This is a genomic window from Kitasatospora sp. NPDC023120 (assembly GCF_055560835.1).
Genome location: NZ_JBVHHY010000007.1, coordinates 239,704 through 263,334, shown reverse-complemented (window position 1 = coordinate 263,334; position 23,631 = coordinate 239,704). Strand labels below are relative to the sequence as shown.

General features: G+C 73.8%; 24 protein-coding genes. 14 read left to right on the top strand and 10 right to left on the bottom strand.

The features are described 5' to 3' along the window. Positions 1-43 precede the first annotated feature (43 nt). A complete protein-coding gene (locus ACZ3TI_RS13170; RefSeq protein ID WP_465726291.1) occupies positions 44-997 on the top strand; it encodes an ROK family protein in 954 nt (317 codons plus the stop codon). 106 nt (positions 998-1,103) lie between these two features. Here the strand turns inward: ACZ3TI_RS13170 and ACZ3TI_RS13165 are convergent, their stop codons facing one another. The 6 genes from ACZ3TI_RS13165 to ACZ3TI_RS13140 all read right to left on the bottom strand — a co-directional run bounded on the left by ACZ3TI_RS13165 (position 1,104) and on the right by ACZ3TI_RS13140 (position 4,610). Then, positions 1,104-1,499 (bottom strand): DUF2267 domain-containing protein, encoded by a 396-nt coding sequence (locus ACZ3TI_RS13165; RefSeq protein ID WP_465726290.1) that lies wholly within the window; start codon positions 1,497-1,499, stop codon positions 1,104-1,106. A gap of 289 nt (positions 1,500-1,788) precedes the next feature. Further along, on the bottom strand, positions 1,789-2,325 hold the full coding sequence (locus tag ACZ3TI_RS13160; protein ID WP_465726349.1) for an acyl-CoA thioesterase: 537 nt from the start codon (positions 2,323-2,325) through the stop codon (positions 1,789-1,791). Between the two features lie 5 nt (positions 2,326-2,330). Then, positions 2,331-2,642, bottom strand: a complete 312-nt coding sequence (locus ACZ3TI_RS13155; protein WP_465726289.1) for a hypothetical protein — start codon at positions 2,640-2,642, stop codon at positions 2,331-2,333. Between the two features lie 264 nt (positions 2,643-2,906). Beyond that, positions 2,907-3,872: a DUF6528 family protein gene (locus ACZ3TI_RS13150; RefSeq protein ID WP_465726288.1), complete on the bottom strand. Its 966-nt coding sequence runs from the start codon at positions 3,870-3,872 to the stop codon at positions 2,907-2,909. Next, positions 3,869-4,114, bottom strand: coding sequence for a hypothetical protein (locus tag ACZ3TI_RS13145; protein ID WP_465726287.1), 246 nt, complete (start codon positions 4,112-4,114; stop codon positions 3,869-3,871). Before ACZ3TI_RS13145 ends, ACZ3TI_RS13150 begins: the two co-directional genes overlap by 4 nt. Positions 4,115-4,118: 4 nt before the next feature. Beyond that, positions 4,119-4,610, bottom strand: a complete 492-nt coding sequence (locus tag ACZ3TI_RS13140; protein ID WP_465726286.1) for a flavoprotein — start codon at positions 4,608-4,610, stop codon at positions 4,119-4,121. Positions 4,611-4,796: 186 nt separating this feature from the next. On the opposite strand from ACZ3TI_RS13140, the gene ACZ3TI_RS13135 reads away from it, so the two are divergent. Next, positions 4,797-6,008, top strand: coding sequence for a GNAT family N-acetyltransferase (locus ACZ3TI_RS13135; protein ID WP_465726285.1), 1,212 nt, complete (start codon positions 4,797-4,799; stop codon positions 6,006-6,008). 87 nt (positions 6,009-6,095) lie between these two features. Here the strand turns inward: ACZ3TI_RS13135 and ACZ3TI_RS13130 are convergent, their stop codons facing one another. Next, entirely contained in the window at positions 6,096-6,857 is a 762-nt protein-coding gene (locus ACZ3TI_RS13130) for an MFS transporter (RefSeq protein ID WP_465726284.1), read from the bottom strand. A 174-nt stretch (positions 6,858-7,031) separates the two neighbouring features. Next, on the bottom strand, positions 7,032-7,517 hold the full coding sequence (locus ACZ3TI_RS13125; protein ID WP_465726283.1) for a cysteine/serine endopeptidase inhibitor: 486 nt from the start codon (positions 7,515-7,517) through the stop codon (positions 7,032-7,034). 285 nt (positions 7,518-7,802) lie between these two features. Here ACZ3TI_RS13125 and ACZ3TI_RS13120 point away from each other — a divergent pair, with 285 nt between their 5' ends. The 10 genes from ACZ3TI_RS13120 (at position 7,803) to ACZ3TI_RS13075 (ending at position 19,518) form a co-directional block, all read left to right on the top strand. Further along, positions 7,803-8,009, top strand: a complete 207-nt coding sequence (locus ACZ3TI_RS13120) for a hypothetical protein (RefSeq protein ID WP_465726282.1) — start codon at positions 7,803-7,805, stop codon at positions 8,007-8,009. 526 nt (positions 8,010-8,535) lie between these two features. Beyond that, on the top strand, positions 8,536-9,582 hold the full coding sequence (locus ACZ3TI_RS13115; RefSeq protein WP_465726281.1) for a TauD/TfdA dioxygenase family protein: 1,047 nt from the start codon (positions 8,536-8,538) through the stop codon (positions 9,580-9,582). A gap of 28 nt (positions 9,583-9,610) precedes the next feature. Further along, on the top strand, positions 9,611-10,828 hold the full coding sequence (locus tag ACZ3TI_RS13110; protein ID WP_465726280.1) for an ROK family protein: 1,218 nt from the start codon (positions 9,611-9,613) through the stop codon (positions 10,826-10,828). Between the two features lie 29 nt (positions 10,829-10,857). Continuing rightward, the gene (locus ACZ3TI_RS13105) at positions 10,858-12,447 is read left to right on the top strand and encodes an ABC transporter substrate-binding protein (RefSeq protein WP_465726279.1); all 1,590 of its coding nucleotides are present in this window, start codon (positions 10,858-10,860) and stop codon (positions 12,445-12,447) included. A 24-nt stretch (positions 12,448-12,471) separates the two neighbouring features. Next, positions 12,472-13,416, top strand: coding sequence for an ABC transporter permease (locus ACZ3TI_RS13100; RefSeq protein ID WP_465726278.1), 945 nt, complete (start codon positions 12,472-12,474; stop codon positions 13,414-13,416). Positions 13,417-13,420: 4 nt separating this feature from the next. Continuing rightward, positions 13,421-14,269 carry an ABC transporter permease gene (locus ACZ3TI_RS13095; RefSeq protein ID WP_465726277.1) on the top strand — a complete coding sequence of 283 codons (849 nt, stop codon included), beginning with the start codon at positions 13,421-13,423 and terminating at the stop codon, positions 14,267-14,269. Continuing rightward, entirely contained in the window at positions 14,266-15,960 is a 1,695-nt protein-coding gene (locus tag ACZ3TI_RS13090; RefSeq protein WP_465726276.1) for an ABC transporter ATP-binding protein, read from the top strand. Before ACZ3TI_RS13095 ends, ACZ3TI_RS13090 begins: the two co-directional genes overlap by 4 nt. Continuing rightward, a complete protein-coding gene (locus tag ACZ3TI_RS13085; protein ID WP_465726275.1) occupies positions 15,957-18,332 on the top strand; it encodes an arylsulfatase in 2,376 nt (791 codons plus the stop codon). Before ACZ3TI_RS13090 ends, ACZ3TI_RS13085 begins: the two co-directional genes overlap by 4 nt. A gap of 117 nt (positions 18,333-18,449) precedes the next feature. Then, positions 18,450-19,103 carry a 4'-phosphopantetheinyl transferase family protein gene (locus ACZ3TI_RS13080; protein ID WP_465726274.1) on the top strand — a complete coding sequence of 218 codons (654 nt, stop codon included), beginning with the start codon at positions 18,450-18,452 and terminating at the stop codon, positions 19,101-19,103. A gap of 31 nt (positions 19,104-19,134) precedes the next feature. Then, the gene (locus tag ACZ3TI_RS13075) at positions 19,135-19,518 is read left to right on the top strand and encodes a barstar family protein (protein WP_465726273.1); all 384 of its coding nucleotides are present in this window, start codon (positions 19,135-19,137) and stop codon (positions 19,516-19,518) included. Positions 19,519-19,566: 48 nt separating this feature from the next. On the opposite strand, the gene ACZ3TI_RS13070 is transcribed toward ACZ3TI_RS13075, so the two are convergent. After that, entirely contained in the window at positions 19,567-20,499 is a 933-nt protein-coding gene (locus tag ACZ3TI_RS13070; protein ID WP_465726272.1) for a polysaccharide deacetylase family protein, read from the bottom strand. Between the two features lie 203 nt (positions 20,500-20,702). Between ACZ3TI_RS13070 and ACZ3TI_RS13065 the strand changes: the two genes are divergently transcribed. Both ACZ3TI_RS13065 and ACZ3TI_RS13060 read left to right on the top strand, forming a co-directional pair. After that, the gene (locus ACZ3TI_RS13065; RefSeq protein WP_465726271.1) at positions 20,703-22,280 is read left to right on the top strand and encodes a CehA/McbA family metallohydrolase; all 1,578 of its coding nucleotides are present in this window, start codon (positions 20,703-20,705) and stop codon (positions 22,278-22,280) included. A 258-nt stretch (positions 22,281-22,538) separates the two neighbouring features. Then, positions 22,539-23,033 (top strand): hypothetical protein, encoded by a 495-nt coding sequence (locus ACZ3TI_RS13060; protein ID WP_465726270.1) that lies wholly within the window; start codon positions 22,539-22,541, stop codon positions 23,031-23,033. 32 nt (positions 23,034-23,065) lie between these two features. On the opposite strand, the gene ACZ3TI_RS13055 is transcribed toward ACZ3TI_RS13060, so the two are convergent. Beyond that, positions 23,066-23,524: a DinB family protein gene (locus tag ACZ3TI_RS13055; protein WP_465726348.1), complete on the bottom strand. Its 459-nt coding sequence runs from the start codon at positions 23,522-23,524 to the stop codon at positions 23,066-23,068. Positions 23,525-23,631: the final 107 nt, after the last annotated feature.

Sequence of the window (23,631 nt, the reverse complement as noted above, 5' to 3'; positions counted from 1 at the left end):
TCCCCGGCCGGGGCGCCGCCCCCTACCTGTTCTGGAGCCCGCTGTGCCGCTTCTGGAGCCCACCGTGCCGCACACCCCGCTGTTCGCCGCCGTCGACATCGGCGGCACCAAGATCGCCGGAGCGCTGGTCGACGGCGACGGACGGTTGCGGCACCGGCTCCAGCTGCCCACCCCGGCGACGGAGCCCGGCGCGGCCGTGCTCGCGGCCGTGCACAAGGTGCTGGACCAGCTCGCCGGCACCGCCGAGTGGGCCGCCGTGACGGCCCTCGGGATCGGCAGCGCCGGACCGGTCGACCTCGTCGACGGCACCGTCAGCCCGGTCAACATCCCCGGCTGGCGCGGCTTCCCGCTGGTCGCCGAGGTCGCCGCGCACCCGGCGGTGGCCGCCCGCGCACTGCCCGTCCGGCTCGCCGGGGACGGCGTCGCGATGGCTGCCGCGGAGCACTGGCAGGGCGCGGCACGGGGTGCCGACAACGCGCTCTGCCTCGTGGTGTCCACCGGCGTCGGCGCCGGACTGGTGCTCGACGGCGCGGTGCGGCCGGGCCCCAGCGGCAACGCCGGGCACCTCGGGCACATCACCGTCGAGCTGGACGGCGAGCCCTGCCCGTGCGGCTCCCGCGGCTGCCTGGAGGGCCTCGCCAGCGGCACCGCGATCGCCCGCCGGGCACTCGCCGAGGGCTGGCGGCCCGACGGCGAGGACCGGACGGCGCGCGCCGTCGCCGCCTCCGCCACCGCGGGCGACCCGGTGGCGCTCGCCGCCTTCGACCGCGCCGCCCAGGCCCTGGCCGCCGGCATCGCCGCCACGGCCGCCCTGGTGGACCTGCAGCGCGTCGTCATCGGTGGCGGCGTGGCCACCGCCGGGGACGTGCTGTTCGCCCCGCTCGCCCGCCACCTCGACCGCTACGCCGCCCTCTCGTACATCCGCGGTCTCGACGTCCGCCGCGCCGAACTCGGCACCGACGCCGGGCTGATCGGCGCAGCGGCGCTCTGCCGCTGAGCGGCCCGTGCCCGCCCGACGAGCGACCGCTCGGACCGCCCGAGCGCACCGCCCCGCTCGAGGCGACGACCGCCCGAGCGCACCGCCCGCTCGAGGCGACGACCGTTCAAGCCGGTGTGGGATGCCCGAACAGCAGGTCGTAGCCCTCCGGAAGCTGCTCGATCACCCGCTCGATCAGCTCCTCGGGGACGAGATCGGCCACCGTGCTGAGCACCGCCCCGATGTCCCACTGCGCCGTCGCGGACGTCGCCCCGTCGATCCACCCCACCACGCCCTCGACGAAGCGCTCGGCGGTCAGCGGCTCCGCCGCGGGCTTCGCGTCGCGCAGCAGCGAGGCGTACATCGGGGGCAGTGCGGCGGCGAGTTCGGTCCGCTCGGACCCCACCAGGTGTTCGCCGAGCAGGGCGAGCACGACCCGGGTGGCGTGGTCGGCCTCCGCCTCGCCCCGGTACTCGCCCCGCTCCACGACGCGGGCGAGGAAGTCCTCCCAGGAGATGGTCATCGCGTCCTCCTTCCGGTCGACGGGACCCGGCAGGAACGACGGCGCTCTGCGCCCGGGCCAGGGAGGTGGTGTCGCAGCCCGTGACCACCGTGGGACGTACCGGTTCCCGTGCTGCTCAGCGTAACTCGGCCCGGCGCCTCGGGAACCGGCCCGATGCCATCGGGCCCGGCCGGGCGCCGGGAATCCGCCCGGGGGATCGACGCCGTTGTCGATCACGCCGCCGGCCCGGGGACTCCGCCCCGGGGGACGAGCACCGATCGGGCGCTCGGCGCCCGCCCGCGGCTGCCGATCAGCCCGCCGAGGCGCGGCACCGTCTGCGCGGTCGGCGCGAGGAGGAGGCCCCGCCCGCGGCGCCCGACGACACCCGCTGCGCCGGCGCCGTCGCGGTGGCCAGGGCGCCCTCGGCACGCGTCGGGTCCGGCATAAACGCCGAGAGAAAGCGCCGCTCGTTCGGGCTCAGGGTGCGCGAGCGGCCGGATTCGCGGTCCCGCGCGACCACCACGGTCCGCGCCCGCATAAAGGTGAGCGGATCCCGGCAGACATTCACCTCGACGTGCGCGGAACTCCGTCCGAGCCGTTCCACGGTGAGCCGCACCGACAATGGCTCGGGCCGGTGGTGCAACTGTTCCAGATAATCGATCTCGTGCCGCGCGATAATGAATCCGGACGGGAACAGCGATTCCCGGACGGCGGTCGCGTGGTGGCAGAACAGGTCGTAAATCCCCTCCTGGATGTAGCCGACCAGCCGGGCGTTGTTGATGTGCCCGTTCTCGTCGACATCGCTCCACCGGGTCGGGCAGGCCAGCACGTGCGCGCCCGGGTGCATCGCGCTCACTGCTGCGTCAGCCCGGCGCCGGCCCCGGCGGGAAGCAGCGCGCGCCGCAACCTGGCGTAGTACGCGGAGTGTTCGGCCGCCATCCGGGCCGCGGTCCAACCCTCCTCGGCGGCCTCCGCGGCCGCCTGGACGACGAGGCTGTCGAGCACCGCGTCGACCGACCGGCACAATTCGGCGACCGCCGCGAGCCGCTCGGTCACATCCGAACCGCCCGCCGCGTTCCGGGACGGAAAGGCGGCCAGCGAGTCCACTGCGAGCTGCAGATCGTCGAGTGTCTCCGGCCGGTTTTCCGAAGGGAAATTTCGCATGTTTTTCTCCAGGACTCAATCGGCCATTACGGCCCGGTAGCCAGCGTTCGAATACACCGGATCGGTGTCGACCCCCCGACGCCTTCGACGCTATCCCAGTCGACGGGGGTCGGCAGATGGTTTTCGGACCGCGACGGGAAACTGACTTCCATCGGAGTAGTTTGCCGGGGTACACAATATGCCCCATCAGCCGAACGCTGTCCGCAATTCGAGTGGTATCGCCGACTCGACGCCCAAGATCGACTACCCAGCGTCACGGATCTGCTAGTAGCCTCCCCACCACCTCGCCTTGTAGAGGTGCGTCCCGGCCAACACCCGGGTGCCCTCCGGCCGGTGGAGGGTCAGCGCGCTGGTGCACCAGTCGCACGGACCGGTGTGCTCGGGGGTCATGGTGAGCAGACGGCCGGTGTGCCCGGGTTCGTCGCCGACGCTCTTGACGTCCCGCTCGGCCGCCGGATCGGTCAGGTGGACGGGGGTGAAGCGGTCGGCGGCGGGGTCGTAGCTCCACAGACCCGCCAGCGTGCTCACCCAGAACCGCCCGGGAGCGGCCAGCACAGGCGCCAGGTCGTGGCCGCCCCGGCCCGGCAGCGGGGTGCTCCGGACTTCGGTGAGCGTGGGCGCGGCCGGGGTGCCACCGACCCGCAGCGCGGTCAGCGCGGAGCCACCGAGCGCCCAGAGCAGGCCGGTCCGCCCGTCCCAGTGCACGCCGTGCGCGTCGGCCAGCCGGAACTCCGCGTACGCGGCTGTCCTCGGGCCCTGTGAAGCCGCGTACAGCCGCACCCAGCCGCCGGTGCTCGCGGCGACGGCGACATTGCCGTCCGGCAGCAGCTCGATGCTGTGCGGGTTGGCGGCCGGCCCGACGTCCGCCGCCCAGCGGGTCCGGCCGGTGGCGGTCTCCACGACGGCGGCGAGCCCGCCACTGGCGGTCGTCAGCAGGTGGCGGCGGCCCTGCCGGACCCGGCTCTTCACCTCGTCCGGGGCCGTCCAGCTGCGCGCGGGGGCGAGGTCCGCCAACTCCGGCGCCCGGTCGGCACTCCACTCCCAGACCACCGGCAGCCGGCCCGGGCCCCGGTGCGCCGGCAGCTCCTCGGCGCTCCGCAGGACCAGCACCCGGCGGGAAGCCTGGTCCACGACGGCGACCTGCCGGCCCGGCGACCGCACCTCCACCGGGGCGGCGGGCACGCACAGCAGCAGGGCGAGGCACAGGGCCGGCAGGGTTCTCCGCGTCACGCCTTCACCGTCCGGGCTGCGGGGCGGATCCGCTCCACGGCGCGCCCGAACGGTGGGCCTTCCGGGGCTCGGGGGAGCCCGCTCACCCGGTCCAGTTCCACGGTGGCGCACCAGTCCCGGGGGACGCCGAGCACGCCCGCCCAGGCGTGGTCGATCCGGGCCTGCGCGGCGGCGGGGAAGAAACGGTTCAGGATCGCGCGCAGCTGGCGGACCGTCTCCACCTCCCGCGTCCGATCAGCCACCCTGTCAGTCCCGCAGCAGCTCCAGAGCCCGCGTCCAGCTGTACGAGCCGGGCACGAAGTCCGCGACGCGCACGCCCATCGCCCGCAGCTTCGCCAGGCTCTCCTCGTACGCGGGGTGCGCCGCCTGCGCGGTACTGAGGCAGGGCTGAACCGCGACGGGGATCCCCCACCCGTACGACTCGCAGAGGATTCCGAGGGCGAGCGTGTCCGAGATGCCCAGGGCCCACTTGTTGATCGTGTTGAACGTCGCCGGGGAGACCACGATCGCGTCCGGGTCCGGCAGCGGCCTGGGGTCCCCCGGCTTCCGCCAGGCGGAACGGATCGGGTACCCCGTCTGCGCGGTGATCGCGTCAACGTCGATGAACCCCATGGCGTCCGGAGTCGCCACGACGCCCACCTCCCACCCCTGCGCCCGAGCAGCCGCAATCAACTCCCCCACCCCGCCGGCCACCCCCGCCGCACACACCACGACGTACAGCACCGGTTTCGCCGCCATCCCCAGCACTCCCCTTCTCAGCACACCGACTCACCACGAGATCGGCATGCACCACCTTCCCAAACGCCGCCGCCGCACCCCGACGCCCCCGCCCGGTAAATCGTTTGCCCGAGGAACGGCGGCGCTGCACTGTGGCGGGGGCGCTGTACGCCGTGGTGCCCGGTTCCAGGGGAGGCAGCGGCAGCAATGCACATTCGTACCACCACCGACCAGGACCGCGGTGTCTTCGTCGACACGCTCCATGCCGCGTTCGGACGCTTCCCCGAAACCCCGGCCGAGGACGGCAGCGGGGTCTGGTGGTCGGCGCTCGAGATCGACCGCGCTCTGCTCGCCTACACCCCGGACGACAAGCCCGTCGGCACCGCCTGCGCGTACTCCTTCGAGCTCACCCTCCCCGGCGAGACCATCGTCCCGGCAGCCGCGATCAGTTGTGTCGGCGTGCTGCCCACGCACCGGCGCCGGGGCGTGCTGACGGCCATGATGCGGCACCAGCTCGCCGAACTGCGGGAGCGCGGGGAGTTCCTCTCCGTCCTCCTCGCCTCCGAGGCGACGATCTACGGCAGGTTCGGCTACGGGCCGGCGACGTACACGCAGCGCCTGACGGTGCAGCGCCACCAGGGCGCCTTCGCCGCGCCCCGGGCGGCGGGCGGGACGGACACCGGCTCGGTGGAGGTGCTGCGACGGGCCGAGTGCGGCGAGATCCTGGAAGAGGTCTACGACCGCTACCGCCGTGCCCAGCCCGGCGCGCTGTCCCGGCCGCGCCGCTGGTGGGCCTCGGGCGCGGGACAGCCCCCGATCGCCCGGGCGCCGCGCTACGTCGCCGTACACCGGAACGCGGACGGCGTCCCGGACGGGTACGCCAGCTACTCGCTCGGCGACGACACCCTGACGGTGGACGAGACCGTCACCACCGATGACGCCGCCTACACCGCCCTGGCCCGGTTCGTTCTCGACCACGACCTGGTGTCCGAGGTCGTGGTCAGGCACCTCCCGCCCGAGCACCCGCTGCGCTGGCAGCTCGCGGACTTCAACGCCGGGAAGCTCAGCAACCACACCGACTGGCTGTGGGTGCGGATCCTGGACATCCCGCGCGCGCTCACCTCGCGCGGCTGGTTCGCGGACGGCGAGCTAATCCTCGACGTGGACGACCCGTTCCTCGGCGAGCACGGCCGCTACCTGCTGACCGTCCGCGACGGCAAGGCCGACTGCGTCCCGACGGACCGCGAGCCGGACCTGTCCCTGGACGTGCGCGACCTGGGCTCGGTCTACCTCGGCGGCACCGCCCCGAGCACGCTGGTGCGCGCCGGCCACATCCGGGCGCACCGCCCGGGCGCGGCCGCCCTCGCCGACGCCCTCTTCCGCACCGAGCGCCCGCCGCACTGCCTGCACTGGTTCTGACCGGGGCACGCGGGAACCCACGGGTGCACACGGGTGCACCTGCGCGTCGGCCCCGCCCAACGGATGGACGGGGCCGAGGCGTTGGTCCTAGACGGTGTCGGGAACCGGGGCCGCGTCGTGGCTCGGGCGCCGGGTGCGCTCCGCCCATGCGGCGACCGGCGGGCCCGCCGCGCCCAGAGCCGCGAAGAACGCGCCGAGCAGCAGCCAGCCCGTGTGACCGAGGCCGAGGACCGCTGTCGTGAGAACCACCGGCGCCAGGGCCTGCCCCGCGTCGAAGGCGATGCCGAAGAGGCCCTGGTACTGCCCCTGGGCGTGGTCGGGGGCGAGACCGAAGCCGAGCGCGTAGCCGCCCGAGGACTCCCAGACCTCGCCCAGACTGTGCACGCAGACGGCGAGGACGGCGAGCGCCGGTGCGACCCACGCCGGAACGTCCGCGGTCAGGGCCATCAAGGGACAGCTGACCAGGAACAACAGCCCGGCGAGGCGGAAGGCCCGGCCGCCCTGACGCGGTGTTTCCACCCGGGAGCCGATCCTGCTCTGGAGCAGCACGCACACGCCGCTGTTGACCGCGTAGACCGCCGCCACGGTCCAGCGGGGCGCGTCGGAGTGGGCGGAGAGCCACATCGGCAGGAGCAGCGACACGGTCTGGTACTGCAGGCCCATGGCGCCGTAGAGCGCGGTGAAGGTCACGAACGGCCGGTCGGACAGGACGGCCCAGCCGTGGTGCTCCTCGGGCCGGGGCAGGGGCCGGTACGCCGGGGCGGGCGTGCGGCCGACGCCGCCGATGAGGGAATACGGGTGAGGACACGCACGTTGACCGCTCCTGCTCGTACGGGGACCGGGCGGCACCGGGGCAGCGTGCACGATCGAAGCTAGTACGAACAGTCGACGGAATCGGGCGTTCCGTGTCACCGAACGGCCACGCACGTCGCCTGCCGCCCTGCTCCGCGCCGGGCGAGTCGGCGGTGCCCGCCCCCGTCATGCCGAACGGGGGCGGGCACGGCCGTGTCACACCGGCCGGTCTCAGCCGATGGTGGAGCCTGCGATCGGGGCGGAGAGCTCGACGGTCTCGCCCTTCAGGCCGGTCTTGACGAACTGCCAGGTGAGGCCGCTGATGACGCCCTTGTCCAGCGGGGCCAGCTTGGCGAAGGCCGGCTGGCTGAGGTCGATGTGGGTGGAGTCGCAGGAGGGGCACTGGTCCTTCACCGGGACGGTGATGGTCTTGCCCTGGTAGGTCACCTTGACCGAAATGCCCTTACAGACCGGGTCGTTGTTCGGGTTGGCGGTGGTCCACCAGGTGTGCGAGACGGCGACCAGCATCTGCGAGGAGGCGTTGATCTGGGTGCCGCAGGCGCCGTAGCCCGAGTCGGTGTAGTAGGTGGCCTTGCCGGTCATGGGCTTGTTGATCGGAATCGCGGCGCTGGCGGTGCCGGCCGTGAAGGCGATGAGAGCGGCTGCGGCGAGCGGGGCGCCCGCGAGGATCCTGAGGTTCTTGCCGATGGCGCGCATGGTTCGTTCCCTCCGGTTGCAGTGCTGACGGCGGGCGGCTCAAGTCATGGCCATGACAGCCACAAGTCACCACGCCTGCCCGACAGTTCGGAGACTCGACGCCCGCCCTTGGAAAAGGAACGTATGCGCTCGTCCTCGGGATGGTCCAGACCTCCATGATGTTGGCATGAACACAAGGCAAGAATCTTTACTAATGCGCCCGAAAGGGCGAAGATACGTGACCGCTCCGCCACGGAGGGTGTTGACAGACCGTCATCCGTGCGCCTGCCCTGGAGGTCCCCTCACATGCGCGCCGCTCTTGCCGCCCTGCTCCTCGGCGCCGCCCTGGCCACGGCCGGCGCCGTCCCCGCCGTAGCCGAGGCCGCACCCGGGTCCGCGCCCCGCGAGGTGAACCAGGGCTACAGCATCCCGGTCGGCGGCGTGACCGACCTCGGCGCGCTGCCCGCCCTCGGCAGCCTCGGACTGGACTTCGCCCGACTCCTGGGGCAGTGACAAAACGTCACGACCGTACGGATCCGCCCAGGCGTCGGCCCCGGCACGGGAACCGTCCGTGCCGGCCCGGATTACTTCCGCTCCGAAAACTAGTAACCCCACGTCCGCGCCACAAGGCCGAGGGCCGGCCCGCAGCACGCCCGCCATCCCCCCGTCATCCGCCACAACGGACCGAAACGCGCCGCAACCGGCCGCAAGAATCCGCACGCAGCCGAAACGAAGCGGCAACACCCTTTCCCACCAGGCAAGATGACGATTGACAGGCACCCGTGCGCTTCAGCACGATGAAGCCCGAGCCCACACCCAGCGAGCCGGAAGGAGGGCCGATGCACACCGCCGTCCGCCCCGTTCCCCGCCGCTGCCGACGCCGCTGTTGTCGCGGCGCGCTCGCGCTCTGACCGTCCGCCACACCGGACCGTCCCCTTCCGCGCACCTCCCCCGACGCCGCGCCGTACGCCCCGTGCCTGCCCGGCCGCACGGCCACACGCCATCACTCACCGTCACCACACCCCGAGAGGGACTCGCCATGACCACCACCGCCCGGACCGCCCCCGCCACCCCCACCGCCCTCCGCCTCACCCCCGTGGCCGGCCGCATCGGCGCGCTCGTGCACGACATACGCCTCGGCGGCGACCTCCCCGCCGAGACCGTCGCCGCCCTCGAGGCCGCCCTGTACGAGCACAAGGTGCTCTTCTTCCGCGGCCAGCAGCACCTCGACGACGCCGGGCAGGAGGCCTTCGCCCGCCTCCTCGGCCACCCGGTCGGCCACCCCACCGTGCCCAGTGCGGACGGCCGTTACATCTTCGAGCTGGACGCCACCAAGGGCGTGCGCGCCAACAGCTGGCACACCGACGTCACCTTCGTCCCGTCCTACCCGAAGGCCTCGATCCTGCGCGCCCTGGAGGTCCCCCCGGCCGGCGGCAGCACCGTCTGGGCCAACACCGCGGCCGCCTACCAGGACCTGCCCGCACCGCTGAAGACGCTCGCCGAGAGCCTGCGCGCCGTCCACACCAACGACTACGACTACGCCGCCCGGCTCGCCCTGCGCCCGGAGCTGGCGGACAACGCCGAGGTCGCCAGGCTGTTCCGGGACGTCTTCGTCTCCACCGCCTTCAAGACCGAGCACCCGGTGGTCCGGGTCCACCCGGCGACCGGCGAGAGGACCCTCCTGCTGGGCGCCTTCGCGCAGCGCATCCAGCTCCTCCCGGGCGACGACAGCAAGGCGCTGATCGACCTCTTCCAGCGCTACGTCGAGCGGCTGGAGAACACCGTCCGCTGGGACTGGCAGGTCGGCGACGTGGCGATCTGGGACAACCGCGCCACCCAGCACTACGCGGTCGCGGACTACGGCGACGAGCCGCGCCTGGTGCGCCGGATCACCCTGGACGGCGACCTGCCGGTCGGCGTGGACGGTGTCCCGAGCCGCCTGCTGGAGCCCGCCGACCCGCCGCGGGTGCCCGGCCTGGTGCCCGCCGAGGAGCTCGCGGAGGCGGACCGACCCACGGCGGACGGCCCCGCGGCGGACCGGCTCACGGCAGACCGGCTCACGGCGGACCGGCTCACGGCGAACTGAGGCGCAGCGAAGCCGCCGGAGCCCGACCGTGTCCACGCCCCTCCGCGCCGGCGACGACCGCCGGGACGCCAATGCCGCCGCCGTCCTGCGCGCGGTGCTCGACCACGGGCCGATCGCCCGGAGCCGGGTCGCCGCGCTGACCGGGCTCAGCGCGGCGGCCGTCTCCCGGCAGACACTGGACCTGGTCCGGCTCGGACTCCTCTGCGAGCGACCGGAGTTGGCGGGCGGCGGCGCCGGTACGGTCGGCCGCCCGCAGCTCCCGCTCGCCGTGGACACCGAGCAACTCGCCGTCGCCGGGCTGCACATCGGCGTCCCGTACACCACCTTCGCGCTGCTCGACCTGCGCGGCCGGGTGCTGCGGCGGAAGGAGATCGCCAACCGCGGCCGGACCGGATCCGCCGTGCTGGCACCGCTGTCGGCGCGCCTGCCCCGCCTGATCGAGGCGCTGCGCGGCGGCCGCACCGTGGTCGGGCTGGGCGCCGTCTGCGGCGGCTCGGTCGATCCGGAGCGCGGGCTGGTGCTGCGGCACGGGCCGCTGGACTGGCGCGACCTGCCGCTGCGTGCACTGCTGCGGGACGCCACCGGGCTGCCGGTCCAGGTGGACAACCACGCCCGGGCGCTCACCCAGGCCGAGATCCTCTTCGGCCACCCGGCGGCGCGCCGCAGCATGGTCCAGCTGTTCGTCGGCCATGTGGTGGACGCGGCGCTGGCGGTCGCGGGTACGGTCCACCAGGGCCCGCCCTCGGCCATGGGCGACCTCGGCCACTTCCCGGTCACCGGCACCGTCACCGACCCGGACGCGCAGAGCGGCGCGCGCTGCCACTGCGGCCGGCTCGGCTGCCTCTCGGTGGCCGCCTCCGACACTACGCTGTTCGAGGCGGCCGCCGCCGAGGGCGTCACCACCGAGCCCGACCGGGCCCAGCTGATCGCCGCCGTGAAGCGCGGCGACCCGCGGGCGGACCGGCTGGTCCGCAACCGCGCCCGGATCCTCGGCCGCGCCCTGGCGCTGCTCGCCGACGTGGTCAACCCGGACCTGCTGGTCCTCACCGAGACCTTCGCGCTGCTCGACCCCGGCTACCTCGACGTCGTCCGCGCCGAGTTCGCCCTCCGCTCGCACCTGCGCCGGGACGCCGCGCTGCTGACCGCCCAGCGACGCGGCCCCGACGTGCTCGCGGTGGCCGCCGGCACCCCGGTGCTCGGCGAGCTGTACGCCCGGCCGGTCCGCGCACTGTCCCACCACCTCTGACCTGCCATCCGCAACCCCGAAGGACCGCCATGACCGCGCTCACCCGTCCCCCCGCCCCGAGCCGCCGCGCCCTGCTGCGCGCGGGCCTCGCCGGTGCCGGCCTGCTGACGCTCGCGGCCTGCCGGTCCGCCGTCGACGAGACCGCCAACGCCGCGGGCTCCGCGGGCAGTTCGGAGGCCCCGCGCCGGGGCGGTGTCCTCTCCGTCGCCACCGGCATCGACTTCACCCCGAGCCTGCTGTTCGCCCAGAGCGCCAACACCCTCGTCCAGCGCCTGGTCTTCAACACCCTCACCCGGTACGACGACCGGCTCCGCCCGCAGCCCGAACTCGCCACCGCCTGGGAGGTCGCGCCGGACGGCACCAGCGTCACGCTCAGGCTGCGCGAGGACGTGCTCTTCCACAACGGCCGCCGGTTCACAGCGGATGACGTGGTCTTCGCGGTCAGGAACCTCCAGAACCCTTCCCGCTCGGCCCAGTTGCGCTCCACCGCCGCGACCGTCACCGACTTCCGCAAGAACGGCGACTTCGAGCTGACGCTGGTGCTCGCCCACCCGGTCAGCAACCTCTTCGACCTCTTCGAGTTCATGATCATCCCGGACGCCGGCTCCGTCGAGGACGCCGTCACCGGCACCAGGCTGATCGGGACCGGCCCGTTCACCTTCACCGACCGCAAGCCCGGCTCCTCGCTCTCCTTCGCCCGCAACGAGCGGTACTGGAACCCGGGGAGCCCATACCTCGACGGCGTGGAGATCCGGATAGTCCCGCAGGCCGAGTCGCTGCTGTCCTCCCTCAAGACCGGTCAGACCCATCTGTCCTACAACGTCCGCGGCAAGGACGTCGCCGCCCTCCGCGACGACCCGCAGTTCCGGATCACCCAGTACGACACCGGCGCCGGCGCCTACTACATCGGCGTCAACGTCACCGCCGAGCACGTCGGCGACAAGCGGGTGCGCCAGGCCATCGCCTGGGCGATCGACCGCGAGCGCTTCGTCCAGCAGGCCCTCGGCGGTTACGGCAGCGTCTCCTCCGTGCCCTGGCCCAAGTCCTCCCCCGCCCACACCGAGGCCGGCGCCGCCCACTACCGCCACGACCCGGAGAAGGCCCGCGCCCTGCTCAAGGAGGCCGGCCTGGAGCGGATCACCCTGCCCTTCGCGCACTCCAGCGAGCCCGGGCCGACCGCGATCGCCCAGATCCTGCAGTACGACCTCCAGCAGGTCGGCATCGACACGGTGCTCCAGCCCACCGACTCGCCGACCATGCAGAAGCAGCTCATCTCCCAGTCCATGCCCGCGCTGTGGACGCTCAGCCACGGCTTCGCGCAGCTCCACCCGGCCACCCTCGCGGTCAGCGCCTACCCCTTCAACGAGGCCAGGAACAGCTCGCACTTCGCCTCCCCCGCCTACACCGACGTGGTCCAGCGCGCCTGGGCCCGCAGCGACAGCGACAGTCCCGAGGCCAAGGCGCTCTACCAGCAGATCACCGACGTGCTGCTGGACGAGGAGTTCGTGATCGACCTCGCCATCGCCGGGCTGGTCGAGGTCGCCGGCCGCAAGGCCCGGGGCGCCACGCTCAACAAGTTCGGCTACCTCAACCTCGACGACGCCCATCTGACGGCCTGAGCAGGACGGTCCGGAACCCAACCCATGGGCGCCTTCCTCCTCAAACGCCTCCCCAGCGCACTGCTGGTACTGGCCCTCGCGTCCTTTCTGGTCTTCCTCATCCTCCGGCTGATCCCCGGCGACCCGGCCACCTCCCTCGCCGGGCCCGACGCCGCCCCCGCCGCCGTCGCGGCCATTCGCACCCAACTCGGCTTGGACCGGCCGCTGTTCGGACAGTACGTCGACTGGCTCGGCCGACTGCTGAGCGGCGACCTCGGGCCGAGCTACGCGATCGGCGGACAGGTCTCCGACCTGATCGGCAACGGTCTCGGCGCCACCGCCCAACTCGCCCTCGGCGCGCTGCTGCTGGTCGTCCTGATCGCACTGCCGCTGGCGGTGGCCGGGGCGACCACCCGGCGCCGCCCGATCGCCGCCGTGATCCAGGCGGTCACCACGGCCGTACTCGCCGTCCCGCCCTTCGTCACCGGTGTCGTCCTGGTCCTGGTGTTCGCGGTCTCGCTCGGGCTGCTCCCGGCCGGCGGCCACGAATCCCTGCTGGACGCACCGGACCTCGCCGTCCAGTACCTGGCGATGCCCGCGCTCTGCCTGGCCCTGCCCAGCGCCGCCGTGCTCGCCCGCTACCTCAGGGACGGCATCGAGCGCGCCCTCGCCGAGGACTACGTCCGCACCGCGACCGCGCTCGGCGTCTCCCGGCGGCGGATCGTCTGCCGGCACGCACTGCCCAACGCCCTGCCCTCCGCCGTCACCGTCCTCGGCCTGCAGATCGGCCACCTCATCGCCGGCGCCGTCCTGGTGGAACGGATCTTCGCCTGGCCGGGCCTCGGCCGGCTGATCGAGCAGGGCGTGGCCCGGCGGGACTACCCGGTGGTGCAGGACCTGCTGCTGCTCGTGGTGGCGGTGTACGTCGCCGTCCAGCTGCTCACCGACCTCGCGTACGCCTGGCTCGACCCCCGGATCCGCTGGGAGTGACCCGATGACCACCGCCACCCTTTCCCTCAAAACCCGTACGCAGCAGCGCCGTCACCTCTCGTCCCTGCGCACCTGGCGCGGCCTGACCGGGCTCGCCCTGGTCGGCGCGATCGCCCTCGCCGGGCTGCTCGCACCGGTGCTCACCGGCGCCGCCCCGAACGCCCAGAGCGCGCTCGCCCTGGCCGGTCCGAGCGCCGAGCACCCCTTCGGCACCGACGACCTGGGCCGCGACCTGTTCAGCCGGGTGCTGCACGGCATCGGCACCGACCTCACCCTGATCGTCACCGCCGTCCCGGTCGGCGCGCTGCTCGGCTGCTCGGCCGCGCTGCTCGCCGCCACCTCCCGGTGGGCCGACCTCGCCGTCCAGCGGGCCTTCGACCTGCTGCTCGCCTTCCCCGGGCTGATCCTCGCGCTCGCCGTGACCGCGGTCCTCGGCCCCGGCCGCTGGCCGGTGGTGATCGTCATCGCGCTGGCCGAAATCCCGGGCTTTGGACGGCAGTTGCGAGCCGGGATCCTGGTCCAGCGGGAGCGCGAATACGCCCTGGCGGCGCGCGTCGGGGGTGCCTCCCGCACCCGGGTGCTGCTGCGGCACGTGGTGCCCAACGCCGTCGACCCGCTGATCGTGCAGACCGCCATCGCGCTCTCGCTCGGCGTGTTCATCGAGGGTGCGATGAGCTTCCTCGGCCTCGGGGTCCGCCCGCCGGAGCCCACCCTGGGCAGCATCCTCAGCCAGTCCGTCGCCTACCTCGCCACCGACCCGACCTTCGCGGCCGCCCCGCTGGCCGTCACCACCGCACTGGTGCTCGGCTTCACCCTGGTCGCCGAGGCCCTGAACCGGGGGATCCGCCGATGACCACCGTGCCCGCCGCGCCCGACCTGCCCGACGCACCCGACGCACCCGACGCACCCGACGCACCCAGCGCACCCGACCTCCTCCACGTCACCGGCCTCACCGTCCGGTTCGGCGACACCACCGCCGTCGACGGCGTCGACTTCACACTCGCGCCGGGCGACACCCTCGGCATCGTCGGCGAGTCCGGCTCCGGCAAGTCCACCACCGCCCTCGCCCTGCTGCGGATGCTGCCGCCCGGCGGCCGGATCACCGCCGGCTCCGTCGTGCTCGGCAGGCAGGACCTCGCCGGCCTCCCCGAGGAGGCGCTGCGCGCCCTGCGCGGCCGGCGGATCGCCATGGTCTTCCAGGACCCGATGTCCTCGCTCAACCCGGTCCTCACCATCGGCAGGCAGCTGGACGAAGCGCTGCGCGCCCACGGCAGCCGACTACGGAAGGCCGAACGCCTGGCCCGGGCCGCCGAGTTGCTCGACCTGGTCGGCATCCCGGACGCCGCCGGACGGCTGCGCGACCACCCGCACCAGTTCTCCGGCGGACAGCGCCAGCGCGTCATGATCGCCCTCGCACTGGCCCACGACGCCGAGGTGCTGGTCGCCGACGAGCCGACCACCGCGCTCGACCCGACCGTCCAGCAGCAGATCCTGCGCCTGCTGACCCGGATCAACCGGGAGACCGGCACCGCACTGGTGGTGATCAGCCACGACCTCGGGGTGATCGCCCAGACCTGCCGCCGGCTGCTGGTCATGCGGCACGGCCGGGTGGTCGAACGGGGTGCCACGGCCGAGCTCCTCACCGCGCCCCGGCACCCGTACACCCGCGAGCTGCTGGCCGCCGTCCCCCGCCTGGACGAACCCTCCCGCGCCGCCGCCAACAGCACCCCCGGGTCACGACCCCTGCTCACCGTGCGGGGATTGAGCAAGACCTACGGCACCCGGCGGCGCGCCGTCACCGCGCTGCACGGCGTCGACCTCGACCTACACCCCGGCGAGACCCTCGGCCTGGTCGGCGAGTCCGGCTCCGGCAAGTCCACCCTCGCCCGGGCACTGGTCCAGGCGCACCCGCCCACGGCGGGCAGCATCCGCTTCCACGGCGAGGAGCCGGACCACCGGCGGCATCGCAGCGGGCCGCGCCGGGACATCCAACTGGTCTTCCAGGATCCGTACTCCTCGCTCAACCCCCGGATGACCGCCGGGCAGATCATCGCCGAGCCGCTGGTCGCCCACCGTCTCGGCGACCGCACCCAACGCTCCGCCCGGGTCGCCGAGTTGCTGACCCAGGTCGGACTGGACCCGGCCATGGCCGACCGCCACCCGCGCGCCTTCTCCGGCGGACAGCGCCAACGCATCGGCATCGCCCGGGCGTTGGCGCCCGAGCCCAGCGTGCTGGTCTGCGACGAGCCGGTCTCCGCGCTGGACGTCTCGGTCCAGGCCCAGGTGATCGAACTACTCGCCCGACTGCAGCGCGAACTCGGCCTGGCCGTCCTCTTCATCGCCCACGACCTGGCCGTCGTCCGCCGGGTCAGCCACCGGATCGCCGTGATGCACCGCGGCCGGATCGTCGAGACCGGCCCGGCCGACCGCGTCGTCACCGCGCCCGAACACCCGTACACCGCCGAGCTCCTGGCCGCCGTCCCGCGCCTGGAGCCCGCTCGTGCCACTCACCCCACCCGAGCCACCACCCGGAGCACCGCATGACCGCCGACACGACCGCCGACACGACCGCCGAACCCGAAGGCAACCCGCACCGCCGCGACCCGTACGCCGGCTTCCCCGGCACCGTCGGACGCACCTTCCGCCAGTCCACCCCCGCCTGGCCGGAGCCGGTCCGCCCACGCGAGGGCGCGCCCAACATCGTCGTCGTCCTGATCGACGACATGGGCTACAGCGACATCGGCCCGTTCGGCGCCGAGATCCCCACCCCGACCCTGGACCGCCTCGCCGCCACCGGCGTCAAGCTCACCAACTACCACACCATGCCGCTCTGCTCCCCCGCCCGGGCGGCCCTGCTCACCGGCCTCAACCCGCACCGGGTCGGCTACTCCTTCGTCGCCAACGCCGACCCGGGCTTCCCCGGCTACGGCATGGAGGTCGCCGGGGACATCCCCACCCTGGCCGAGCTGCTGCACGACGCCGGGTACGCCACCTACGCCGTCGGCAAGTGGCACCTCACCCGCGACTCCGCCTCCAACGCCGCCGACGACCGCTCCAACTGGCCGCTGCAGAAGGGCTTCGACCAGTACTACGGTGTTCTGGAGGGCCTGACCAGCCTCTTCCACCCGCACCAACTCGTCCGCGACAACAGCCCCTTGGACATCGACGAGTTCCCCGACGACTACTACTACACCGACGACCTCACCGACCAGGCCGTCAAGATGGTCAAGTCGCTGCGCGCCCACGACTCCGACAAGCCCTTCTTCCTCTACCTCGCCCACAACGCCGTGCACGGCCCGCTGCAGGCCAAGCCCGCCGACCTCGCCCGCCACCGCGGCCGCTACGACGGCGGCTGGGACGAGCTGCGCCGCACCCGCTTCGCCCGCCAGCTCGCCGCCGGCCACTTCCCGCCCGGCACCGAACTGCCCGAGCGCAACTCCGAGGCCGGGTATGAGGTCGGCCCCTGGGACGAACTCACCGACGTGCAGAAGAAGTTGTACGCCCGCTACATGGAGGTGTACGCGGCGATGGTCGACAACATCGACCAGAACCTCGGCCGGCTCACCGACACCCTGGCCGCCCTCGGCGAACTCGACAACACCGTCATCGTGTTCACCAGCGACAACGGCGGAACCGGCGAGGGCGGCGCCGAGGGCACCCGCAGCTACTTCAGCCGCTTCGTCCACCACCCGAACCTCCCCGAGGACTGGAACCCGGACGTCCGGCGCGAGATCGACCTCATCGGTGGCCCGCAGAGCCTGGTCCACTACCCGCGCGGCTGGGGCATGGCCTCCAACACCCCGTTCCGCCTCTACAAGGGCCAGACCTACGCGGGCGGCGTCCGCGTCCCCTTCGTGCTCTCCTGGCCGGCCGGGCTGCCGCGCGCCGAGGGCGACAGCGGCGTCCGCACCCAGTACCAGTACGTCACCGACCTGCTCCCCACGCTGCTCGAACTCGCGGGCGTGGAAAGGCCGTCGGAGCGCCGCGACCGCCCGGTCCAGGAGCTCGACGGCATCGGCTTCGCCTCCGTCCTGCGCGACGGCGCGGCGCCCGGCACCCACCACGAGCAGTACTGCGAGATGACCGGCAACCGCAGCTACTACCGCGACGGCTGGAAGCTGGTCACCCTGCACCGCCCCGGCGCGGAGTACGACGACGGCGAGTGGGCGCTGTACGACCTGCGCACCGACCCCACCGAGATCCACGACGTCGCCGCCGAACACCCTGAGCTGGTCAAAGAGTTGTCGGCCGCCTGGGAGGAAGCCGCCTGGCGCAACGGCGTCTTCCCGCTCGCCGACGGCAGCGGCGCCCTCGCCCTGCGCGGCCCCGAGGCGGAGCGGCTGCGCCGACCCGTCACCCTGCTGCCCGGCACCCCCGAGCTGGAGCGCTACCGTTCCTCCCGGCTGATCTCCTTCCGCTCCTTCACCGTCGAGGTCGCGCTCGAGGGCTACCGCGCGGGCGACCAGGGCGTCCTGGTCTCGCACGGCGACCAGGGCGGCGGTTACAGCCTCTACGTCGAGGACGGGCGGCTGCGCCTCGCCTACAACCAGTACGGCGAACTGCTGGAGGCGGACGCCGGCCCGCTGCCGCCCGGCACCCGGCTGGTCACCTTGGAGGCCACTGCGGTCGCCGACCTCACGTGGGAGTTCCGGCTGCTCGTGGATGGCGCCGCGCCCCGAGGCGGCGGCGGGCGGCTCGGACCGGTCCACCAGCTGATCGGCATGGCGCCGTTCCAGGGCATCAGCATCGGCATCGACCGCAAGTCCCCGGTCTCCTGGCCGGTGCACGAGCGCCACCGCTCCTTCCGCTACACCGGCGCACTGCACTCGGTCACCTATCTGCCCGGCGAACCCGCGCCGTACGACCCGGAGACGGTCGCCCGGGCGCTGCGCGAGGCGGCGGCCGCCTTCGAGTAGCGGCTGCTGCGCGCCGGGCCCCGGCAGCAGTCCCCGTTCCGCCCACCGGGCACCCCCGCCCGGGTTACCCTCGTTCCGCGGGCGACGGTCCCGCGCGGACCGACCGAGGGGGAACGGGTGATAGGGGACCTGCTGCCGGACGGCGTGGCGACCGAGGTGGCGTACGACGACCCCCCGGAGGCCCGGCTGGAGCCCGAGGAGGAGGCGGTCCTCACCCGGGCCGTCGACAAGCGGCGCCGCGAGTTCACCACCGTCCGCCACTGCGCCCGGGCCGCCCTCGCCCGGCTCGGCGTCCCCTACCGCCCGATCGTCCCGGGCCTGCGCGGCGCACCGGGCTGGCCGGACGGCGTCGTCGGCAGCCTCACCCACTGCGACGGCTTCCGCGCGGCCGCCGTGGCCCGGTCCGGCGCCCTCGCCTCCGTCGGCATCGACGCCGAACCCGCGCTGCCGCTGCCCGAGGGCGTGCTGGACGCCATCGCGCTGCCCTTCGAGCAGAAGCGGATCGCCGAGCTGTCCGCCGCCCACCCGGACACCCCGTGGGACCGCGTGCTGTTCAGCGCCAAGGAGTCGGTGTACAAGGCCTGGTTCCCGCTGACCCGGCTCTTCCTGGAGTTCAGCGAGGCCGAGCTGGACCTCGCCGCCGACGGCACCTTCACCGCCCGCCTGCTGGTCCCCGGCCCGGTGGTCGGCGGGCGCAGCGTCGAGGGCTTCGACGGCCGCTGGACCGTCCGGGACGGGCTGCTCGCCACCGCCATCGCCGTCGAGCCGTGACTCCCCCGCGCTCGGGCATATCCTCGACCCCGTGACGGTGACCTACGTGATCGACGGCAGCAGGATCGGCACCCTGGAGGACTTCTGGGACGCCGTCGGGCAGGAGATCGGCGTGGACGGCTACTTCGGCCGCAACCTCGACGCCTTCGCCGACTGCCTTCGCGGCGGCTACGGCACACCCGACGACGGGGACTGGGTCATCGAGTGGCGCGACCACGAGACGTCCCGCCGCACCCTCGGCTACCCGGAGACGGTCCGCCGGCTGGAGCTGCGGCTGGGCCGCTGCCACCCCACCAACCGCGAGCAGGTCGCCGCCGAGCTGGCCGCCGCCCGGGCGGGCAGGGGGCCGACGGTCTTCGACTGGCTGGTGCGGATCATCGAGGACGAGCACCCGGGGGGCCTCCGGCTCTCCTGACCCGAGAGCCTGCCGCCGCCCCTCACGGCAGGTCCGGGAGCCGAGCCCTCACAGCACGTCCGAGAGCCGGACGAAGCGCCGCCCGGCCGCCAGCATCCCCGGCACCGCCGCCGCCACGCCGGGGGCGGTGCCGCCGCCGGGGTGGTTCAGGTGGCCGATCACGATCGCGCCCGGCGGGGCGGACCCGACCTCCTGGCGCACCTCGGACGCGCCGAGCGTCGCGCCGCCGTCCCCGTTCACGGTGAAGCCGGCCACCTGCTGGCCCAGGTCGGCGACCACCCGGGTGGCGACGTCGTCGTAGTGCGCGGTGCCGGAGCGGAAGAAGCGGGGCGGGTGCCCGAGCAGCGCCGCGAGCTTCTGCGCGTTGCCCGCCACCTCGTCGTACACCTCGCCAACGCCGCTGGTGCCGGCGATGCCGTAGGCGGCGCGGCCGGTGACGGAGAGCGGGCGGTGGACGGTGCCGTGGTTGCCGATCTCGAACAGCGGGTCGGCGGCGAGCTGCTCGAACTCGTCCGGGTTGGCGTCGATCCAGCGGGCGTTCAGGAAGAGCGTGGCCGGGACGGCGTACGACCGCAGGAAGTCGATCAGGGCGGCGTCGTAGCCGTTGCCTCCGGGGCCGCCGCAGGCGTCGAAGGTGAGTGCCGTCGCGCGCTCGCCCGCGGGCAGCTCGGTGATCACTCCCGCGACCTCCAGCCCCCAGTCGGTCGGGGTCACGGCACCGTACCGGTCGACGATCTCCGCCCGGGTGGCCTCGCGCGGCGGCTGTTTCGTGGGCTCGGGCGTCGGCGCGGGCGTGGCCGGGGCCGACGGCGTGGCGTCGGCCTCCTCGGATATGCCGGTCAGCGTCGCGGACGGCCCGGCGGGGGGCGCCACCGGGGCGGAGAGCTGCGCGGAGACCGGCGTCGGCGACGCCTTGGCCCCACACCCCGCCAGTGCTCCCCCGGCCACCACCATGAGCAGCGTCCGCCGACTCACCGCCACGCCTGCCTCCCGGTCCATAGTTAGTCATATCTACCTATTACAGGACTATGAACCGGCCATTCGTCACTCCCCGCAACTCGCCCCCACCCCCTCCGGGCCCCTCTTCACCGGCCCGCCCCGCCCCCGTGGGCCCCGACTCACCCCCGGTTCACTCGCCCGGGTAGGCACGCGAGCGACCCGCCCGCCCCGATCCGGAGACCTCGATGCCGACCGAGCCCAACACCCCGCGCCCCGCCCGCCGCGACCTGCTCCGCACCGGCCTCGCCACCGGCGCCGCCACCGCGCTGGGCCTCGCCGCCACCACCGGCGAGGCCACCGCGGACCCCGAAGCCGATCCCACCGCCGCCGCCGACCGCACCTTCACGGTCACCGGCCATCTCCCCACCGGCGCCCCCGACTTCGTCTACCTCCCGGTCGAAGTCCCCGAGGGCGTCCGCGAGATCGCCGTGTCCTACGGCTACGACAAGCCGCCGGTCCCGGCCGGCACCCCCGGGAACTCCTGCGACATCGGCATCTTCGACGAGCGCGGCACCGAACTCGGCGGCCCCGGCTTCCGCGGCTGGTCCGGCGGCTTCCGCACCGAGTTCAGCCTCTCCCGCTCCGCCGCCACCCCCGGCTACCTGCCCGGCCCGGTCAACCCCGGTACCTGGCACATCGTCCTGGGCCCGTACCAGGTCGCCCCGCAGGGCCTGGACTACCACGTCCAGGTCACCCTGCGCTTCGGCGCGCCCGGGCCGCTGTTCACCCCGCACTACCCGGCAGAGCGGGCCCGCGGGCGCGGCCGGGCCTGGTACCGCGGCGACTGCCACCTGCACACCGTCCACTCCGACGGTCGGCGCCGACCCGAGGAGGTCGCCGCCGGGGCCCGCGCGGCCGGACTGGACTTCATCGTCTCCACCGACCACAACACCAGCTCCTCGCACGCCGTCTGGGGCCCGCTGGCCGGTCCGGACCTGCTGATCGTCCCCGGCGAGGAGGTCACCACCCGCAACGGCCACTGGCTGGCCCTCGGCCTGGAGGGCGGCCGGTTCGTCGACTGGCGCTACCGCTCGCGCGACGAGGAGTTCCCGCGCTTCGTGCGCCAGGTCCACCGCTCCGGCGGCCTGGTGGTGCCCGCGCACCCGTACTGCCCGTACGTCGCCTGCCAGTGGAAGTTCGGCTACGAGCAGGCCGACGCCGTCGAGGTGTGGAACGGCCCCTGGACGTACGACGACGAGTCCGCGGTGGACACCTGGGACGGCCGGCTCGCCGTCGCCCTGCGCGAGGGCCGCTCCTGGCTGCCCGCCCTCGGCAACAGTGACGCGCACAGCGAACCGCAGGTGATCGGCTCCCCGCACAACGTGGTGCTGGCCGAGGACCTCACCCGGGACGCGGTCCTCGACGGGCTGCGCGACGGGCGCAGCTGGCTCGCCGAATCCAGGGCCGTCGAGCTGGAGTTCACCGTCACCGGGCACGGCCGGCAGGCGGGCATCGGCGAGGAGCTGACCGTCCCGGCCGACGCGCCGCTGGACGTCCGGCTCGCCGTCTCCGGCGTGCCCGGCGGCACCGTCCGGCTGATCACCGACGAGGGGCAGATGCACCAGGAGTCACTGCCCGCCGGCGGCTCCGGCACGGTGGTGTGGCGCACCACGGCCTCGCTCGCCGCGTACGTCCGGGCCGAGGTGCGCCACCCGAAGCCGGACGGCACGCCGGGCAGCGGCAACGCGATGGGCCCGGACCTGCCCTGGGGCCCGATGGCGGCGCTCACCAACCCGATCGTCCTGCGCGCCGAGGGGCGCTGAGCGCCCTGCCGCGGCGGCCGACACCGGCCGGTCACCGCGCGCTCACCGGACGGTCACCGACCGGCCGCGGCGACCGCCGGCGCACCAGGTGGGGGACGACTCGGGGCACCCGTTTGGACTAGGTTGATCCCCGGAACGCATCAGTCGTAGGGACGAGGCGGTCGGCTGTCCGGATATGGGCCGGACCGCTCCTTCGCACTCCGACCGCCGCGCCCCGGCTACCCCGCCCGTCCCCGGCCCGCGAAGGGATCAGCAGCTGTGACTCGTACGACCGTAGGTGGGCCGGAGCTCGGGGGCGGCCGGGGCGCCGGGGGTGTCCTCGTCCTCGTCGACCCGTCCGGGGCGGGGAACAGCCCGGTCGCGGAGCTGCTGGCCCGGGAGCTGCACCCGAGCGTCCACCTGCGGACGGACGACTTCCTGCGGGTCATCCGCAGCGGCCGGCTGCAGCCGCACCTGCCGGAGGCGGGCCGCCAGAACGCCACCGCGCTGGCCGCCGCCGCGCAGGCCGCCTTCGCCTATGCCACCCGCGGCTACCAGGTCGTGGTGGAGTCCCCGGCCGAGCCTGCCGCACTGGACACCTTCCGCCGCGAGAGCCGCACCACCGGCGCCGCGCTCCACTACGTCGTCCTCCACGCCGGCCCGGCACCCGAGGACGCCTCGCACGCCCTCGACACCAGCGCTCTCACCCACGAGACCACCGCCGAGTCCGTCCTCACCGCCCTCACCCGCCGCACCCACCTCCTCGGCTGGTAGCCCCGCCGGGACCTGCCGGGGCCTGCCCTGCCCTACGCTCCGACCACCCCGTCGATCGCCTCCCGCAGGAAGTCGGCGTGCCCGTTGTGCCGGGCGTACTCGTGGATCAGGTGCAGCATCACCAGCCGCAGCGACACCTCGGCGTCCCACCGGGCCTGGTACCCGGTGACGTCGAGGGACTCCGCGGCGAGCTCGATGCGGCGGGAGTGCTCGACCTCGGCCTGCCAGGCGGCGAAGGCCTCGGCCCGGGTGGCGCCGGAGGCGTCGTACGCGGCCTGGTAGTCGCCGTCCGCGGACCAGACCAGCGGGAGGTCCTCGCCGTTGATCACCCGGCGGAACCAGGTGCGCTCCACCTCCGCCATGTGCCGGACCAGTCCGAGCAGGGTCAGGGTGGACGGCGGGCTGGAGCGCTGCCGCAGCTGCTCGTCGCCCAGACCCTCGCACTTCATGGCGAGGGTCGCCCGGTGGAAGTCGAGGAAGCCGCGCAGCATCTCGCGCTCGCCGCCGGTCAGCGGCGGTGCGGGGCGTTCGTCGGGAACGTTCACGGTCGTAGCTCCTCAGGGCCGTCGGGACCTCGTCGAGGTCGCGGAATCCTCGC